At 66.6% G+C, this 17,006-nt stretch carries 13 protein-coding genes; 7 read left to right on the top strand and 6 right to left on the bottom strand.

The genetic code is table 11. From position 1 onward, the window contains the following. The first annotated feature begins 3 nt into the window (after positions 1-3). The gene (locus ASF16_RS25030; protein WP_156372227.1) at positions 4-324 is read left to right on the top strand and encodes a hypothetical protein; all 321 of its coding nucleotides are present in this window, start codon (positions 4-6) and stop codon (positions 322-324) included. 168 nt (positions 325-492) lie between these two features. On the opposite strand, the gene ASF16_RS25025 is transcribed toward ASF16_RS25030, so the two are convergent. Continuing rightward, the gene (locus ASF16_RS25025; RefSeq protein ID WP_056173887.1) at positions 493-933 is read right to left on the bottom strand and encodes a cupin domain-containing protein; all 441 of its coding nucleotides are present in this window, start codon (positions 931-933) and stop codon (positions 493-495) included. A 174-nt stretch (positions 934-1,107) separates the two neighbouring features. Continuing rightward, entirely contained in the window at positions 1,108-1,866 is a 759-nt protein-coding gene (locus tag ASF16_RS25020) for a sulfite exporter TauE/SafE family protein (RefSeq protein ID WP_056173885.1), read from the bottom strand. A 105-nt stretch (positions 1,867-1,971) separates the two neighbouring features. Between ASF16_RS25020 and ASF16_RS25015 the strand changes: the two genes are divergently transcribed. The 3 genes from ASF16_RS25015 (at position 1,972) to ASF16_RS25005 (ending at position 6,083) form a co-directional block, all read left to right on the top strand. Further along, on the top strand, positions 1,972-2,949 hold the full coding sequence (locus tag ASF16_RS25015) for a LysR substrate-binding domain-containing protein (RefSeq protein ID WP_056173882.1): 978 nt from the start codon (positions 1,972-1,974) through the stop codon (positions 2,947-2,949). Between the two features lie 484 nt (positions 2,950-3,433). Further along, positions 3,434-3,919, top strand: a complete 486-nt coding sequence (locus ASF16_RS25010) for a type III secretion system chaperone (RefSeq protein ID WP_056173879.1) — start codon at positions 3,434-3,436, stop codon at positions 3,917-3,919. A 10-nt stretch (positions 3,920-3,929) separates the two neighbouring features. Beyond that, positions 3,930-6,083 carry a DUF4135 domain-containing protein gene (locus ASF16_RS25005; protein ID WP_056173876.1) on the top strand — a complete coding sequence of 718 codons (2,154 nt, stop codon included), beginning with the start codon at positions 3,930-3,932 and terminating at the stop codon, positions 6,081-6,083. Positions 6,084-6,445: 362 nt separating this feature from the next. On the opposite strand, the gene ASF16_RS25000 is transcribed toward ASF16_RS25005, so the two are convergent. Further along, positions 6,446-7,120: a pyridoxamine 5'-phosphate oxidase family protein gene (locus tag ASF16_RS25000; RefSeq protein WP_082517141.1), complete on the bottom strand. Its 675-nt coding sequence runs from the start codon at positions 7,118-7,120 to the stop codon at positions 6,446-6,448. A 281-nt stretch (positions 7,121-7,401) separates the two neighbouring features. Continuing rightward, on the bottom strand, positions 7,402-7,977 hold the full coding sequence (locus ASF16_RS24995; RefSeq protein WP_056173875.1) for a carboxymuconolactone decarboxylase family protein: 576 nt from the start codon (positions 7,975-7,977) through the stop codon (positions 7,402-7,404). Positions 7,978-8,141: 164 nt separating this feature from the next. Here ASF16_RS24995 and ASF16_RS24990 point away from each other — a divergent pair, with 164 nt between their 5' ends. Further along, positions 8,142-9,026: an AraC family transcriptional regulator gene (locus ASF16_RS24990; protein ID WP_056173872.1), complete on the top strand. Its 885-nt coding sequence runs from the start codon at positions 8,142-8,144 to the stop codon at positions 9,024-9,026. 235 nt (positions 9,027-9,261) lie between these two features. Here the strand turns inward: ASF16_RS24990 and ASF16_RS24985 are convergent, their stop codons facing one another. Together ASF16_RS24985 and ASF16_RS24980 are read right to left on the bottom strand one after the other, a co-directional pair. Next, positions 9,262-10,947 carry a GGDEF domain-containing protein gene (locus ASF16_RS24985; RefSeq protein WP_235507507.1) on the bottom strand — a complete coding sequence of 562 codons (1,686 nt, stop codon included), beginning with the start codon at positions 10,945-10,947 and terminating at the stop codon, positions 9,262-9,264. Between the two features lie 2 nt (positions 10,948-10,949). Continuing rightward, positions 10,950-12,044: a PotD/PotF family extracellular solute-binding protein gene (locus tag ASF16_RS24980; protein WP_082517140.1), complete on the bottom strand. Its 1,095-nt coding sequence runs from the start codon at positions 12,042-12,044 to the stop codon at positions 10,950-10,952. Positions 12,045-12,102: 58 nt separating this feature from the next. Between ASF16_RS24980 and dnaG the strand changes: the two genes are divergently transcribed. After that, positions 12,103-14,181 (top strand): DNA primase, encoded by a 2,079-nt coding sequence (gene dnaG / locus ASF16_RS24975; RefSeq protein ID WP_056173868.1) that lies wholly within the window; start codon positions 12,103-12,105, stop codon positions 14,179-14,181. Positions 14,182-14,437: 256 nt separating this feature from the next. Then, positions 14,438-16,810 (top strand): RNA polymerase sigma factor RpoD, encoded by a 2,373-nt coding sequence (gene rpoD / locus ASF16_RS24970; protein WP_056173865.1) that lies wholly within the window; start codon positions 14,438-14,440, stop codon positions 16,808-16,810. Positions 16,811-17,006: the final 196 nt, after the last annotated feature.

Genomic DNA, 17,006 nt, shown 5'->3' with positions numbered 1-17,006 from the left:
ACGATGAACAAATCACTCGCCCGAATTCATCTCGGGTTGGCCATCTTCTACGGATTGATGGCGGCACTGTTGAGCGCGATCCACCTCACAGGCGACAAGGCCAGCGCTACCGGCGTGCTCATTTTTGCAGCCGTGTTCGGCACACCGCTGGTACTCCACGCCCTGGCATTGAGGGGCGTTCGCAATGGGCTGCTGTGGGGTCGCAGCTTGTCTCGGACCCTGGGAATCCTGCTGCTTTTTGCGGTACCGATCGGCACGGTCCTCGGGGCTTTCGTGATCATGCGGACCGGTCCAAAGGATTGGGAAAATTCGGCGAGCGGCTAGCCAGCCATATGGATGCGCCCAGGGTGGCACGCAATCCCAGGAAAAAGTGCCGCTACCGCGCACTGGACAAGCGCCAGCAGCTATCAAAAAAAGAGCATTCTGCCATCCACTGTGCAGAACGCTCTTGGTGCCGTCACCCGTGCCATCAAAGCACCGCCGGCGCTGGCGTCACTGCTCGGCGATCACATCCACAAACACCAGCGGCTCGGTGCCGGTGTTCGCAAGGCCATGGGACTCGCCCTTGCGCACGATCGTCACGTCGCCCGGTTTCACGGCCACGTCCTTGCCGTCCTTGTCGCGAAAGGTTCCGCGGCCGGAAATGATGATGTAGGTATCTTCGTTGGTCGTGTGCTTGTGAAAACCGATGGAGTCGCCCGGCTGCAGCGTGAGCCAGCTGATCTCCTTGATCGCGTGGTCCTTGAGCGCCTTGTCGCGCGTGAAGGCGTATTCGCCGACCAGCGTGCCCTTGCCGCCGCCTGCAGCCTCCTTGTTGGCCTTGATCAGCTCTTCCTTGGTGAACACGTCGGCCAGCGCCGGCGCGGCAACCAATGCCAGTGCGACGGCGGCGCCTGCAGCGCGGGCCAGGGTTTTGCTGTGTGTTGTTGTCATGAAGTCTCCTCGGTGGATGAAGCCGCGGCTGCGGTTGCTTTGACGTTGGCGTTGACGTCGATGCAGCCTGGTGCGGCGGCCACGCCTGCGTGCATCGGGGCGTGTGCCGGGGAGCATGTTAGGCCCGAACGCGCGGCCGCGCTGCCAGGCCGTCAGGGTTCTGACGGTGTGTCACTACAGCCACCGCGCCAGCACCTTCGGCACGCTCGCCACCAGCATCGCCACGCCCGACAGCGTCAGCATGCCCAGCACGATCTGCCGGAACCTCGCGTCGCTGATGCCGTGGTACAGCCGGGCGCCCAGCAGCGTGGGCAACAGCATGGCGGGGACCACGATGGCCAGCAGGGGCAGGGCCTCGCGGTTGATCAGGCCTGTGGCCGCGTAAGTCCCGAAGGTCACCAGCAACATCGCCAGGTTGAAGTTCTGGATGATGGCGCGCTGCACGTCCTTGTCCATGCCGCGCAGGGTGCACCACAGCGTGGGCAGCACGCCGGTGAAGCCGCCCAGGCCGCCCATCACCCCACCGGCCAGGCCGACCACCGCGTCCGCCACACGCCCGCCGCGGGTGATGCGGGGCAACTGTTTGGCCATCAGCATGGCCGGGCACCACAGCACCAGCAGCGTGCCCAGCACGAGCTTGAAGGCGTCCATGTCCAGGCGTGGCAGCACGGCCACGCCCAGCGGAATGCCCGCCAGGCCGCCCAGCACGAAGGGCAGCAGCCGCGCCTTGTCAAAACCCCGGCGCACCGAGAACGCCGCCACCAGCTGGCCGGTGAGTGCGCCGCACACCGTCAGCACCGCGCCCAGGCGCGGCTCCAGCGTCCAGGCCCAGAACGACATGGCCACCATGCCAAAGCCAAAGCCCGACAAGCCCTGCACAAAGCCCGCCGCCACGGCCCCCAGGGCCACCACCCACACCACTGATGAGTCCATCACCTTCCCCTCCGTTGTTGCCGTGCATTGTGGAGAGTTCTCATAAGCAAAGCATCAGCAATTAATATCAAACCATATTGATTTACTAATAGCCCGAAACCAGCCATGCCTGCGCATCTGCCCCTCGACCCCGACGCCATCCACGCCCGCTTGGCCTCGCGCCTGAAGATGCGCCACCTGGTGCTGCTGCAGCAGATCGAGGCGCATGGCACGCTCACCCGCGTGGCGCACCACATGGCCACGAGCCAGCCGGCCATCACCCATGCGCTGGCCGAGCTGGAGGCGATCTTCGGCGCGCCGCTGTTCGAGCGGTCCACGCGCGGCATGGTGCCCACGGCGCTGGGCACCGTGGCGCTGGCCCGCGCGCGCACCCTGCTGCAGGACCTGGGCCACTGGGCACGCGACATGGAGGCCGCCAGTGCTGGCCGCGCGGCGCACCTGCAGGTGGGGGTGATCCCGTTCGTGCCGGGGCGCCTGCTGGCTGCGGCCATCGGTCAGACGCGGCCCCGCGGCCTGCGCGCCACGGTCAGCATCCACGAAGGCACCAGCGACCATTTGCTGCAGCGCCTGCGCGGGCATGAGCTCGACTGCGTGATCGGCCGCACCTCCGCCGTGCTCGACATGGACGGGCTGGTGCACGAGGTGCTCTACCACCAGGAGCCGCGCCTCATTGCCCACCGCCGCCTGTCGGCGCGCCTGGCCCGCAAGCCCCTGGCCTGGGCCGAGCTGGCCGACCTGGACTGGGTGCTGGGCGCGCGGCAGACGCCCATGCGCGAGCAGATCACCGACTTCTTCCTGCGCGCGGGCGTGGTGCCGCCGCAGCCGTATGTGGAAAGCCTGTCGTCCAAGGTCATCGGCGAACTGGTGGCGGCCAGCGAACGGGCCGTGTCCATCGTGCCGGCAGACATTGCCCAGGAGCTGGTGCGCATCGCCGGCGTGGCCATCGTGCCGCACCGCTTCGGCTGGACGCTGCCGCCCATCACGCTGTTCCAGCGGCAGCGGGACGCGCAGCATGCCGAGGTGGCGCTGCTCGTGCAGGCACTGCGAGACGCGGCTACGCGGTTTGCAGCAGAGCAGGCATAAGAAAATACCTATCTCGCGCGCCAATTGCGCCTTGACCTGCGATAGCACCGACCCGACGGTTCTCAGTGACGAACCACTTTGCGCTCGTGCATACACCGACACTAGGCCACCAGTCTTGCTGACTTGGGTATGGTACAGGCGCCCCAGTTGGAGCTTAGGCTTCAGCAGCACCTCGCGCACTGGACACTGGTAGAAGTGTTGACGAATCTGCAGGCACCGCCCCTGCCTTTGCCGCTGTCGTGGCGCATCGCCTTGGCCTGCCGCGCAGGGTGCGCGTGTTTATGGAACGGCTGAAAAGCTTGCTCGAGCAGCACCTGGAGCAGCCATCGCGCAAAGCGCGGTCTATGCGGGCTGCAGCCACAGCATTGACATACGCCTTATGTGACCGGAAATCCCCTGTCACCGACCAGAGCATATAGTGTTCGAGATGGAACCTTTGTAGCCGGCTTGTGACTTACAGGCCACCACTACAAGGAGTACCAGCTTGATTCATCCTCAATTCGAATTCGTGCTGTCTGCTGTGCGCACGGCACTCAACCTCCCGGGCCTGCAGCCCGCCGATGATGGAACGTGCCAATTGGTGGTCGACGACGAGATCGTGGTCAACCTTGGGTGGATGGAGGCGCAAGCCCAGGTGGTTTGGTTCGCACCCGTGGGTTCGCTGAAGGGCGCGGCGGACCGCAGCCGCGCATTGGCGGACCTGTTGCGTGCCAATTTGTTCTGGCAGGAAACCGGTGGTGCGACACTCGCGCTGGCGAAGGATGATGACACGGTCGTGCTGGCTTACCAAACGCCCGCGCACAACATCACCGGCGAAGAGGTGCTAGCTGTGCTGCAATGGTTCATCGACATGACGGCCGCGTGGGTGGACAAGTTCGACGCGCTGGTACGCCCGCCAGAGGAGGCAGCCGCTCCGGGCATGGGAAGCTTTACGCTTGGCGCGTTCGCATCCGGCATGCTGCGCGGTTGAGGAGCACGCCATGCCACCAGTCGGTATCCAATCCTTCATCAATTATTCCGGCGGTGCTGCGCAAAGCGTCAGCTTGGCCAATGCTGGCAACGCGCTTCGCGCTGTCACCGGGTCGCTGGGCGAGCGTGTGTCGCTGTTCTTCACGCGTGCCACCACGATCCAGGCGCAGAATCAGGCGGTACGGCAAGAGTTTGCCAACGCGCTCACAACCCAGTATGGCGCGGCCGTAGCCAACCGCGTGTTCACGCCCGCGCACGTCAACCAGACACCGCTGTCCGCTCGCGAAGTGCGCACCGCCCTGGGCCAGGCCGCCTTGGAAAACCACCGGAACACCGCGCTCGCCGGCCAGCCCCCCATCGGTGCCTTCGCCACACAAAAACTGGAGGCGCGAGAAACCAGCTTCCTGCGCAACAACGCGGGACCCTTGCAGGCCAACGTTATGACCGGCCAGGTCGCCACGCAGATCGTGAACGCCTACCAAGCATCGGGCGCCATGGCCCTGGACCAGGAAGCCACACGCATGGCAGCCAGCGCGGCCCTTGGCACCGCGGCCGACGTTCAGGCTACCGCGGTGGTCAACCACGCCGTGGCCAACATGGCCACGCCCAACGCGGCGCGACAGCCGATGTACGAGGCCTTCCTGCGCACTGCGCTGGCGAACATGGCCCCGCGCGCCATGGCGGCCGACCCGCGCCCCAATTGCCCGCTGCTCACGCAACTGGCGGGCAAGCTCGCAGAGTCGCTGGACAACCACATCGGCATGATGATGAGCACACAGATCATGGCCCACCCGAACCATGACGCGCTGGCTCTCCAACTGGCAGCCGACCCGGTGGCGCTGTTCGCCCAGAACCCCAGCATGCTGCAAGCGCTGGACACCGAAATGGTGGCCTTTACCCGCAACATCGACGACATGCTGCAGCGCGCGCAGGCCGACATCGCCGGCATCGAGAACACGTTCTTCGCGGGTGCGGCAGCGGGTGATGTGACCGGCATCCACGTCACCGGCAGTGACCCGCACCATGGCGGCCAGCGGGTGATGATCATGACCTTCGCCAATTTTCCGAACGATCCTGTGGTCTACAAACCACGCGACTGCCGGGTAGACGCCTGCATCGCGGGCGAAGGCGGCGCAGGTGGCGTACCGGGCAGCGTGGCCGACATCGTAAATAATGCCGTCGGCGCAAACACCATACCGACCTACCGCTACATGCTGGGTGGCTTGAACGGCGACGAATACGGCTTCGTGCAGCACCTTTCGCACCAGGCGGCGGATTTCGATTGCGGCGCCAACGCCGCCCTGGCCGGCAATTACTTCCGCGACATGGGTCGCCAGGCGGCCGTGGCCTATCTGTGCGGCGTGACCGATTTGCACCAAGGAAACTTCATCGTCTCGGGCGGGAGGCCGCACATGACCGACCTCGAGATCGCCTTCAGCCGCTCGGTGCTCGACCGTACCGGCGCGCTGCCCAGTGTGGGCGCCACGGGTCTCGACCGGGCGCTGACCAGCGTGGACGAAAACGAGTTCCGCCTGCCCTTCATGGTGGGCGGAGGCGGTGCGTTCGTTCCCCAGCATAATGTCGCGCCGAGCGCCACCGCGAATTTCGTCAATTTCAATGGGCATCCTGCGCGGCTGGACGATCCCATACACGGAGCCGCGTTCCAAGCGGAAGCGCAGACAGGCTTTGACGAGGTGCTCGACGCCCTGGCCGCCAACCCTGCCAACGGGCAACTCACCACGCTACTGCACAACCACTTCGGCGGCATGAACGTGCGCTACCACCCCATCACGACCCTGTCGCAGCTGCAGACGCTCGAAGTGCGCAAGCTCAACTCCGATTTGGCGCCTGACCGCGCCGTGGCGGGCAACCTGACCGTCGGCGACGTGGACCAACGTTATGCTCTGGGAGATGTACAACACCGTTTCGACGCCGTGGCCAGACAGGACTTCGCGATCGGCGACGTGGCGTATTTCACCCGACAGCTCGGCAACGCGCAGGACGTGTTCCACCACGACCGCAACGGTGCAGCCGTGGTGCCCGACGTCGGTCACGTCTTCGGCTATGACGGGCTTGGCGATGCACTGGCCCGCATCGCCGATATCCATAACAACCCCGCGACGGTTTTGGCGATGAAAGCCAGCATGGCGAACTTGGTAGGGTAAACCTACATATGCACGGTGCTGGGCATTGGCTCGGCGCCGTTCCAAGGAGGCTCTAGACCCCGCTTGAGCCAGAGGCTTCATCGACAGGGAACGCATCCAGTGGCTGAACGAAGCGCGCGACCCCGAGGACATCGCGCAGCATTACGAGCGTGGGCCGCAGCTGACCTTGAAAGCCAGTTGGGGACGAACCTTCGGATTGGATCGGCGTAGCTTCAGGCATCGCAGTCGAGCACGCACCCCAGCGGGAAACTGCATCTGAAATGGCCGAGTTCCGGAAGCACACCGCGCTGAGGGTGCGAGCCCATGCGACCGACGGCGACAACGCGAAAGCAATCAAGCGCGGACCTAGCGCGGCTCTCCCCTCAATACAAGGTAGCCTGCTGCCGCGTTGGCAGCGCTTCGTCATACGCAGCACCATCAAAAGCGTCGTGCGTGATGGCCGCCAGGATCGCGCCCGGCGTGGGCACCGGGCGCGGGGTGCCGGCGGGCACGGCGTCCCACAGGCGCGAGCGCTGGATGGCCCGCGCGCACTGGAAGAACACGGTGTCCACGTTCACCACGATCACGCATTGGGGCGGCTGGCCGTTGACCACGAAGCGCGCGAGCAGCTCGGGCGCCACGCTGATGCGGGCGCGGCCATTCACCCGCAGGGTTTCGCCCACACCCGGAATGAGAAACAACAGCGCCACGCGCGGGTCGGTCAGGATGTTGCGCAGGCTGTCGGCGCGGTTGTTGCCGCGGCGCTCGGGCAGCAACAGGGTCTTATCGTCCAGCAGTTGCACAAAGCCCGGCGGGTCCCCGCGCGGCGATGCGTCGAGCCCGCCGGGGCCGGTGGTGGCCAGCACGGCAAACGGTGCGGCCTCGATCATCGCGCGGTAGGTGGGGTGCACGTAGGGCACCTCTTTGTGGAGGGAGGCATCGCCGGGCTGGCCCATCAGCGCCTCCAGGGCGGCCAAGGTGTCGATGGCATGGGGGTCCGCCTGCGCAAGGGCGGGGCCTGCGGTGGCGGCGGTTTCGGTGGCGGGATGAGGTGGCATGGCGGTCTTGGTCGGTAGGTGATGGCAAGGATCAGGGCCGGGGTCCATGGTGCGCGAGACGGCCGCCGCTGGCAAATCACATTGGACATTGGACATTGCAGCGGAGCATGCGTGACAACGTCTCCCCCATGCCGCCCGCCATGACGCCTCCAATGTCACCGCGCCGCCTCCGCTCCACGCTTTGCGGCGTGGCTTCAGCTGCAGCAGCAACTGCACAGCCGAAAGCCCTGAAGCCAGCGCTGACCCGTGACGCCTCACTGTCAGCGCAGCGCCTCAGCGCCTCAACGCGCGGGGCGCAGCTTCACGCCCGGAAAGTCCACTGGCACCGCCAGCGCCACGTTCACGTAGTTGGTGTACAGGTTCAGCGCCACGTGGGCGACGATCTCGACGATGTGCTCGTCGTCCAGGCCCTGGTCGCGCAGCGCCTGCACGTCGGCGGCGTCGACCTGCCCGCGCTCGTTGACCAGTTGCAGTGCAAACCGCAGCACGGCGGCGGTGCGCGGGTCGGCCGATTCGCCCGACTGCGCGGCGGCCAGCGCGTCGCCGCTCACGCCCGCCTTGCGACCCAGCGCCGTGTGAGCGGCCAGGCAGTAGTCGCAGGCATTGCGGTTGGCCACGGCGACGGCGATCTGCTCACCCAGCGCGGCACCGATGACACCACCTCCCAGGGCGCCGAAAGCGCTCCACATGCTCTGCAATGCCGCCGGTGAGTGGGCCACTGCGCGGAACATGTGGGGTGTGGCGCCGAAAGCACCGTGGATCTGGTCCAGCAGCGCGCGGGCCGGGCCGGTGGCGGTGGCGCGGTCCACGAGGGGAATGCGGGGCGAGGCGGAGACAGCAGCGGTCTGGGAGGTCATGGTGGTTTCCTTGAAGTGTTGGGAAAGAGGTTGCAGGCCGGCGCCCAGGGGGTTGGGGCACCGGGTGCTTGATGAACTCAGCACCCCTGCAGTGTCTGGCCGAGAGCCGCACCATTGGGAATGAATCATCTACAATTCATACCCATTCATCCAAAACCACGGCCATGACCCAGAGCGACTCCACCCCGCAGCCCGCGCCGTTCGACCGGCTGTCGTCGCTGCTGGAGCGTTTTCGGGTGCGGGCGCATCTCTTTCACACCGGCCCGCTGTGCGGGGTGACGCACTTCGCGGCCGCGCCCGGGCGGGGGTTTTTGCATGTGCTGCGGCGCGGCGAGATGGTGGTCACCCACCAGCCGCTGGCCGGCCCGCCCGAGCGGCTGGAGGTCTGCGAGCCCAGCCTGCTGTTCTACGCGCGGCCGCTGGAGCATTTTTTTCACAACGCGCCGGTGGACGGCTCGGACTTCACCTGCGCCGCGCTCGACTTTGACGGCGGCGCCAGCCACCCGCTGGCCCGCGCCCTGCCCCCGCTGGTGCTGCTGCCGCTGGCTGACGTGCCGGGACTGCAGCTGTCGCTGGACCTGCTGTTTGCCGAAACCGACCACCTGCGCTGCGGCCACCGCGTGCTGGCCGACCGGCTCTTCGAGGTCGTGCTGCTGCAGTTGCTGCGCTGGCTGCTGGACCACCCCGGCAGGGCGCAGATGCCGCCCGGCCTGCTCACCGGGCTGGCCGACCCGCAGCTTGCGCGCACGCTCACGGCCCTGCACGAAGCGCCCGGCGAGCCGTGGAGCCTGGAGCAGATGGCCGCGCAGGCCGGCATGTCGCGCAGCGCGTTTGCCGCCCGCTTCAAGGCAGTGGTGGGCGAGACGCCTGCGGACTACCTGGCCCACTGGCGGCTGACGCTGGCGCAGGCCCACCTGCGCGGCGGCCGGTCGATCAAGTCGATGGCGCAGGAGCTGGGCTACGCCAACCCGTCCGCGCTGTCGCGCGTGTTCGCGCAAAAGCTGGGGCTGTCGCCACGCGCGTGGCTCGATGCCATGGGGCAGCCGTGACGGACGCCAGGGCGCGGTGATGCGGTAGGAAGGCGGTAGGAAGGCGAGACGGAGGCGTGCAGGCCTGGCGGGCGCGGGCACTGCAGCAGCGTACAGGGCGCTTTTCATAAATGAAAAATGCCTCTACCGCTCTCTGGACAAGCGCGAACAGCTATCAAAACAGTAGCGCCTATCACTTTCAGCACCCGGGGACAGTGGCCCTGAGTGGCAACGCGTGTGCATCCCCCCGCACCGCTCACACGCGGCGGCGATGGCTTTGCTTGGTGCGGTACATCGCCGCATCCGCGTTGGCCAGCAAGGTGTGCGCGTCCTGCGCATCGCGCGGGAACAGGCTCACGCCGATGCTGGGGCGCACGGGCAGCGGGCGGCCTTCGATGCTCAGGGGCACGTGGAAGGCGCGCTCGAGCTTGGCGGCGATCTGCAGCGCTGCGTCTTCGGAGTCGACGTTCTCGCACAGCACCGTGAACTCATCGCCCGCCAGCCGCGCCACCGTGTCGGACTGGCGCACCGCCCCCACGATTGTGCGGGCTGCAGCCTGCAGCACCAGGTCGCCCACCGCATGGCCGTGCGCGTCGTTGATGCGCTTGAACTCATCGAGGTCCACGAACAGCAGCGCGCAGGCGCGGCCGCTGCGGCGCGACAGCTCCAGCGCCTGGGCCAGCCGCTGCTCGAACATGCGGCGGTTGGGCAGGCCGGTGAGCGCATCGTGGTGGGCCAGGTGGGCCATGGCGTCGCGGCTGGCGTTCAGCTCGGTGATCTGGCGGCCGATCTGCTGCTCCATGTCGTGAAAGCTGCGCGCCAGCTCGCCGATCTCGTCCTTGCGCTGCAGCGGCAGGTCGCTGTGGGGCCGGCCCTGCGAAAACGCCTGCGCGGCACGCACCATGGCCTGCAGCGGCTGCGTGACCAGGCGCGACACCCCTGCGGCCAGCAGCACGCCCACCGCGCTGAGCACCAGCAGGATCTTGAACACGCTGCGGCCGAGCTCCAGCACCTCGCCCTGCACCGCAGCCAGCGGCTGCGACAGCCCCACCACCATGAACCGGCCCTCACCCTCCCGCCCGAACGGCATGCGCACGAACGAGAACGCGCGCGCCTCCTCGTCGTCGTCGGTGGCCGGCTGGCTGAACACGGCCTCCGTGCGGGCGCCGCTGATCAGCGGGGCGGCGGGCGCAAAGGTGTCCTGCACCAGAATGCGCTGCCCGCGGTCGAAGCCGAAGGCCTGGGTGGCATCCGGGTGCACCAGAAAGTCGCCCCAGCGGTTGCTCAGGAAGAAGCCATACGGCGCGGGCAGCGCTGCATGGAAGCTCTGCAAGAACCGCTGCGCCGCCACCCGCACCACCACCACGCCCCGCACCTGGCCGCCGCGCACCACCGGAGAGGCCATGCTGAAGACCGGCAGCGCCTCGGCATCGTCCGCGCCTTCGTGGTTGATGCCGAACTCCGACACATACACCTCGCCCGCGCCCAGCGCCAGGGTTTCGAACACGAAGGGGAAGTGCGCCTTCTCCTGCAGCTCGTCGTCGCCAGCGCGTATCCAGGCGTCACCCTTGCGGTCGATGCGCACCTGCTCGAGGCCATAGTCCTGCGCCGCGATGAAGCGGATCTGCAGGTAGCTGGGGTGGGTGATCAGGCTGGCGCGGAACACATCGGCCAGCACGTTGCGGTCCTGCTCGATGCTGGCCACGCTGGCCAGGAAGGCGGCGTCCCGCGCCACTGCGCCGAAGCCCGCCTGCAGGTGCCGCGCCAGCACCTGCGTGGTGGCCAGCAGCGCCTGCTCCGCCCGCCCCTGCAGGCGCGTGCGGCTGGACTCGAAGGTGTAGTAGCCCGCCAGCAGCGCGGCCAGCACGCTGAAGGACGCGAGCAGCACGGCCAGGCGCAGCGCAATGCCCCAGGTCACGCCGCGGCTGTGAGGCGACGCCATCGTCAGAACCTCGCGGGCCGGTCGCCCGACAGGATGCGCCGCCACAGCTGCGCGCGGCGGGCTTCGTCCTCCACCGGCTGCAGCCACACGATGGTGCCGGCGGGCGCATCGCCCGACAGCGCGGGCGGCTCCTCCAGCGTGTTGGCCAGGCCCTGGCGCCGCGTGAGCTCGCGGCTTACGGCCGGCTTGAGCATGTAGTCGATCCACTGCGCCGCCAAGCCCGCCTGCGTGGAGCGGCGGGTGATGGCCCAGCAGTCGAGCCAGGCCAGCGCCCCCTCGCGCGGCACCACGTAGCCCACGTCCAGCCCCGCGTCGCGCAATTGCTTGAGCTGCTGCTGGCCGTAGTTGGCATGCATGACCGCGATGCGGTGCTTGCGAAACAGCTCCAGCGATTCTTCGGGCAGGCTGTAGAACGAGCGCACGTTGCGCCGCAGCGCCACCAGGTCCCGGGCCAGCGGGCCGAACTGGCTGGCGGCGATGTGAAACGGCGGCAGCCCCCGGTACATGGCCGCCAGCGAAAACCCGTGGCTGCTGCCGTCGAACGCCAGCACCCGGCCGCGCCAGCGCGGCTCCCACAGCACGCCGATGGACTGCGGCGGAGTCGTGAACTGCTGGCGGTCGTAGATGAGGCCCATCTCCGAATAGGTGTAGGGCATGCCATAGACATCCATGCCCTGGGCCAGGCCAGCGATGGCCTGCAGGTTGCGAAAGCGCGGCAACTGGCGCTGCGTGTTGGGGATGTTGTTGAGCGGCAACGGTGCCAGCAGGCGCCTGGCCACCAGCCGGGCGATTTCCGCCGTGTTGGCGGCCACCAGGTCAAAGCCCGGCGCTGCGGTGCTGGCCAGTTTGGCGCGCATCACGTCGTCGGACGCCACGGTGGTGATCTCCACCTTGACCCCGTGGCGCTTTTCAAACGTCGCCACGATGTCGGGGTCGGCATAGCCCGGCCAGGACAGCACGCGCAGCACCGTGGCGGCCCGCGCGGGCACGGGGACGAATACTGCAGCAGCCCAAGGCAGCAGCGCAGCCAGGTCCCTGCGCCGCAGCGCAGAGGTGCTGGACGCGTGCGTCGCCCGCCACCGTGCCATTGCCACCATGCCCGAAAGCCTTTTTTGCAATACTTGGTAACAAACAGTTTACGCGGACAATAGGCTGGTGACGATCCCCCAGTCTTTCATCCAGGAACTGCTTGCCCGCGTCGATGTGGTCGACATCGTGGGCCGCTACGTGCAGCTCAAGAAAGGCGGGGCCAATTTCATGGGGCTGTGCCCCTTCCACGGCGAAAAATCCCCCTCCTTCAGCGTGAGCCCCGCCAAGCAGTTCTATCACTGCTTTGGCTGCGGCAAGAACGGCAACGCCATCAGCTTTCTGATGGACCACGCGGGCATGGGCTTCGTCGAGGCGGTGCAGGACCTGGCCCAGCAGGTGGGCCTGCAGGTGCCCGACGACGACATCTCCCCGCAAGAGAAAGAGCGCGCCGCCGCCGCCCGCCAGAAGCAGGCCACGCTGACCGATGTGCTGGAGAAAGCGGGCGACGCGTACCGCCGCCAGCTGCGCGAATCGCAGCGGGCCATCGCGTACTTCAAGGGGCGTGGCGTCTCGGGTGCCATCGCCAAGCGCTACGGCCTGGGCTACGCGCCGGAGGGCTGGCGCAGCCTGGCGAGCGTGTTCCCGCACTACGACGACCCGCTGCTGGAAGAAAGCGGTCTGGTCATCGTGGGCGAGGACGGGCAGGACAAGCGCTACGACCGCTTCCGCGACCGGGTGATGTTCCCCATCCGCAACGTCAAGGGCGAATGCATCGGCTTTGGCGGGCGCGTGCTGGGCGATGACAAGCCCAAGTACCTGAACTCGCCAGAGACCCCGGTGTTCCACAAGGGGCGCGAGCTGTACGGCCTGTTCGAGGCCCGCACCCCCATCCGCGAGCACGGCTACGCCCTCGTCACCGAAGGCTACATGGACGTGGTGGCGCTGGCACAGCTGGGGTTTCCGAACGCGGTGGCCACGCTGGGCACGGCCTGCACGCCCGAGCATGTGCACAAGCTGCTGCGTTTTACCGAATCGGTGGTGTTCAGCTTCGACGGCGACGCCGCCGGCCGGCGCGCAGCGCGCAAGGCGCTCGATGGCGCCCTGCCCCACGCCACGGACACGCGCAGCATCAAGTTCCTGTTTCTGCCGGCCGAGCACGACCCGGACAGCTTCATCCGCGAAAACGGCACCGACGCCTTTGCCAAGCACGTGAGTGAGGCGGTGCCGCTCAGCCGCTTTCTGGTCGAATCGGCCAGCGACGGCTGCGACCTGGCCACCGCCGAGGGCCGCGCCCACATGGCCAGCAACGCGCGCCCGCTGTGGACGGCGCTGCCCGACGGCGTGCTCAAGCGCCAGGTGCTGGGCGAGCTGGCGGACCTGACCCAGCTCAAGGCACAGGACCTGGCGGACCTGTGGGGCCAGGCCACGGCGCGCGAGACACCGCGGTCCTCCCACTCCGGCCATGGGGGCACAGGCAATCCACAGCCCCGGCAGGCCCCTGCGGCCTACGACCACGAACCGCCTTCCTGGGACACCCCGCCCGACGGGGGGGCGTGGCCGCCCCAGGGCGAACCAGCCGGGGGATATGACGGTGGCTACCAAGGCGGTTATGGCGGCGGGGGCGGCGGTGGCACGGGACAGGGCGGCCAAGGCGGCAGCTACGGCAACAAGCCCCCGTTCCGCAAGGGCGGCGACTGGAAAAGCAACTGGAAAAAACGCGACAAGGACGCCCCCTGGCCGCCCCAGCCCCGCCTGCCGCGCACACCCACCGCCAGCCGCACGGACCACGCCGCGCGCCTGCTGCTGTCGCACATGGCGTTTCTGGAAGAGCTGACGCACGACGACCACACCACTCTGTGCGCGTTGCAGCCGCCCCACGGCCCGCTCTTTGGCTGGCTGGAGGCACAGTTCCATGAACACGGGCCCCTGGCCTGGGCGGTGCTGCGCGAAAGCCTGCGCGATCACGAGTGCGAGGCGCTGGCCGTGAAGGTGATGACCGGCTCGCACGCCCAGACCGAAGGCGATTTGCAGGAGCTGCGCACGGAACTGCGCGATTTACTGAACCGCATGCAGGTCGAGGACATCGAAGAGCAGCAAAAACTGCTGATGCTGCAGGCCGCCACCGACGCGACCGCCCTGGAGCGCTACCGCGAGCTGGAACAGAAACGCAGGGTTTTGTTGGGCGTGGGCGCCAAGACCGCTTGAAATACTGCCAAGAGGTATAATGTAGGGTTAGTTAGCGGCAAGAGCGACAGCAGCACCTCCGAACCGGGCCACCGTGACAAACGCGCACAACAGCCCAATCATCGCAAGGACTGCACACCAAATGATCGCCCAGACATCTTGCCCCTGAGGGTTTCCCCTCAAAAAGCGCATGCCTTTCGGGGCTCGCTTTGCCACCCGCGCCGGGATCTGTGGCGTTTGCGTTTTCTTTGTGTCCGTTTTTGATTCTGAGGTGCCCATGCCCGCTCAAAAGTCCGCGAAGCCGCCCAAGTCTGCTCCAGCTACCGCCGCGAAGGCCGTCTCCACCCCTGCTGCCAAGGCGCCCGCGAAGGCCGCGGCCAAAAAGTCCGCCCCCGCACCCGCCACAGCGGCCAAGAAAGTCCAACCAGTGCCCGTGAAAAGTTCTGCCGAGCTGACCAAAGCTGCCGATGAATTGCTGAAGAAGAAGCCTGCCCGTGCCAAGGCAGTTGCTGCATCCGACGAAGACGATACCCCCAAGAAGCGCCCTGGCCGTCCCGCCAAGGCCGCTGGCGACGCCGAAGCCAAGGCGCCCGCCAAGCGTGGCCGCAAGCCCAAGGCCGCCGCAGGCGCCGAGGAAAGCGGTGACGACACCGACCTGTCCGACATCGAAGCGGACCTGGAAGGCGAAGTCGAGGACACGCCGGAGGCCACAGCCACGGTCGAGAAGGTCAAGCCGCTGCGCATGAAGATCAGCAAGGCGAAGGAACGCGCCTTGATGAAGGAATTCGGCCTGGACGAGACCGTCCTGTCCGAAGAAGACATGGCCAAGCGCCGTGCGCGCCTGAAGGCACTGATCAAGCTGGGCAAGACCCGCGGCTACCTCACGCACGTTGAAATCAACGACCACTTGCCCGACAAGCTGGTCGATGCCGAAACCCTCGAAGCCGTCATCACCACGCTGAACGACCTGGGCGTGGCGGTGTACGAGCAGACGCCCGACGCCGAAGCGCTGATCATCACGGACAACGCCCCCGCTGGCGCCACCGAGGAAGAAGCCGAAGAAGCCGCCGAAGCCGCACTGTCCACCGTGGACTCGGAATTCGGCCGCACCACCGACCCGGTGCGCATGTACATGCGCGAAATGGGCACGGTCGAGCTCTTGACCCGCGAAGGCGAAATCGAAATCGCCAAGCGCATCGAAGGCGGCCTGATGGCCATGATGGAGGCGATCAGCGCGTCGCCCGCCACCATCGCCGAGATCCTCAACATGGGTGAAGAGATCCGCGAAGGCAAGGTCGTCATCTCGACCATCGTGGACGGCTTCTCCAACCCCAACGAGGCCGACGACTATGTGGCCGAAGAAGACTTCGACGAATTCGACGAAGCCGACGACGACGACGGCAAGGGCGGCTCCAAGGCGCTGACCAAGAAGCTCGAAGAACTCAAGAAGCAGGCGCTGGAGCGCTTTGACAAGCTGCGCGAGCTGTTCGAAAAAGTGCACAAGGTGTACGACAAGGAAGGCTACGGCACGCCTGCGTACGTCAAGGCGCAAGCCGCTTTGTCGGCCGAGCTGATGACCATCCGCTTCACCGCCAAGACCATCGAGAAGCTGTGCGACATGGTGCGCGGCCAGGTGGACGACGTGCGCAAGAAGGAACGCGAGCTGCGCCGCATAATCGTGGACAAGTGCGGCATGCCGCAGGAAACCTTCATCAAGGACTTCCCGCCCAACCTCTTGAACCTGCAGTGGGTCGAGAAGCAGGCCAACGCCGGCAAGCCCTGGTCGTCCATCATCGCGCGCAACATCCCGCCCATCCAGGACCTGCAGCAAAAGCTGATGGACCTGCAGTCGCGCGTGGTGGTGCCGCTGACCGAGCTCAAGGGCATCAACAAGCGCATGAACGAAGGTGAAGCCACCTCGCGCGATGCCAAGAAGGAAATGATCGAGGCCAACCTGCGCCTCGTGATCTCGATCGCCAAGAAGTACACGAACCGCGGCCTGCAGTTCCTGGACCTGATCCAGGAAGGCAACATCGGCCTGATGAAGGCGGTGGACAAGTTCGAATACCGCCGCGGCTACAAGTTCTCGACCTACGCCACGTGGTGGATCCGCCAGGCCATCACCCGCTCGATCGCCGACCAGGCGCGCACCATCCGCATCCCGGTGCACATGATCGAGACGATCAACAAGATGAACCGCATCAGCCGCCAGCACTTGCAAGAGTTCGGCTTCGAGCCCGATGCGTCCATCCTGGCGGCCAAGATGGAGATCCCGGAAGACAAGATCCGCAAGATCATGAAGATCGCCAAGGAGCCGATCTCCATGGAAACGCCGATCGGCGACGACGACGACAGCCACCTGGGCGATTTCATCGAGGACGGTGCCAACACCGCCCCGATCGAAGCCGCCATGCAGGCCGGCCTGCGCGACGTGGTCAAGGACATCCTGGACGGCCTCACGCCCCGCGAAGCCAAGGTGCTGCGCATGCGCTTCGGCATCGAGATGACCAGCGACCACACGCTGGAAGAAGTGGGCAAGCAGTTCGACGTGACCCGCGAACGCATCCGCCAGATAGAAGCCAAGGCGCTGCGCAAGCTCAAGCACCCCAGCCGCTCGGACAAGCTGCGCAGCTTCATCGACTCGCTGTAACACGGCGCACAAGACGCGGCATTCAATGCCGCGAACCCCTCAAAAAGCCCTGGCCGCGTTGCGGTGCAGGGCTTTTGCCATTTTTTCTGCTGTTTCCACCACAGACCCGCGTTAACCCGGACGCTCTAGACAGCAAAATGACAGGTTGTAACGCGACTATTACACACCGCTGAGGGAGACTGTCATGCAGTTCGGC

The organism is Acidovorax sp. Leaf78 (genome assembly GCF_001422735.1).
Taxonomy (GTDB): domain Bacteria; phylum Pseudomonadota; class Gammaproteobacteria; order Burkholderiales; family Burkholderiaceae_C; genus Acidovorax.
This window is presented reverse-complemented; position numbering and strand designations above follow the sequence as displayed.

What these genes read in the sequence shown, in the direction of transcription:
- ASF16_RS25000 (WP_082517141.1), bottom strand. Translation starts at nt 7,120, where the DNA reads ATGCCACCTCATCCCGCCACCGAAACCGCCGCCACCGCAGGCCCCGCC.
- ASF16_RS25025 (WP_056173887.1), bottom strand. Translation starts at nt 933, where the DNA reads ATGACAACAACACACAGCAAAACCCTGGCCCGCGCTGCAGGCGCCGCC.
- ASF16_RS25030 (WP_156372227.1), top strand. Translation starts at nt 4, where the DNA reads ATGAACAAATCACTCGCCCGAATTCATCTCGGGTTGGCCATCTTCTAC.
- ASF16_RS24990 (WP_056173872.1), top strand. Translation starts at nt 8,142, where the DNA reads ATGACCCAGAGCGACTCCACCCCGCAGCCCGCGCCGTTCGACCGGCTG.
- rpoD (WP_056173865.1), top strand. Translation starts at nt 14,438, where the DNA reads ATGCCCGCTCAAAAGTCCGCGAAGCCGCCCAAGTCTGCTCCAGCTACC.
- ASF16_RS25020 (WP_056173885.1), bottom strand. Translation starts at nt 1,866, where the DNA reads ATGGACTCATCAGTGGTGTGGGTGGTGGCCCTGGGGGCCGTGGCGGCG.
- ASF16_RS24995 (WP_056173875.1), bottom strand. Translation starts at nt 7,977, where the DNA reads ATGACCTCCCAGACCGCTGCTGTCTCCGCCTCGCCCCGCATTCCCCTC.
- ASF16_RS24980 (WP_082517140.1), bottom strand. Translation starts at nt 12,044, where the DNA reads ATGGTGGCAATGGCACGGTGGCGGGCGACGCACGCGTCCAGCACCTCT.
- ASF16_RS25005 (WP_056173876.1), top strand. Translation starts at nt 3,930, where the DNA reads ATGCCACCAGTCGGTATCCAATCCTTCATCAATTATTCCGGCGGTGCT.
- ASF16_RS24985 (WP_235507507.1), bottom strand. Translation starts at nt 10,947, where the DNA reads ATGGCGTCGCCTCACAGCCGCGGCGTGACCTGGGGCATTGCGCTGCGC.
- ASF16_RS25015 (WP_056173882.1), top strand. Translation starts at nt 1,972, where the DNA reads ATGCCTGCGCATCTGCCCCTCGACCCCGACGCCATCCACGCCCGCTTG.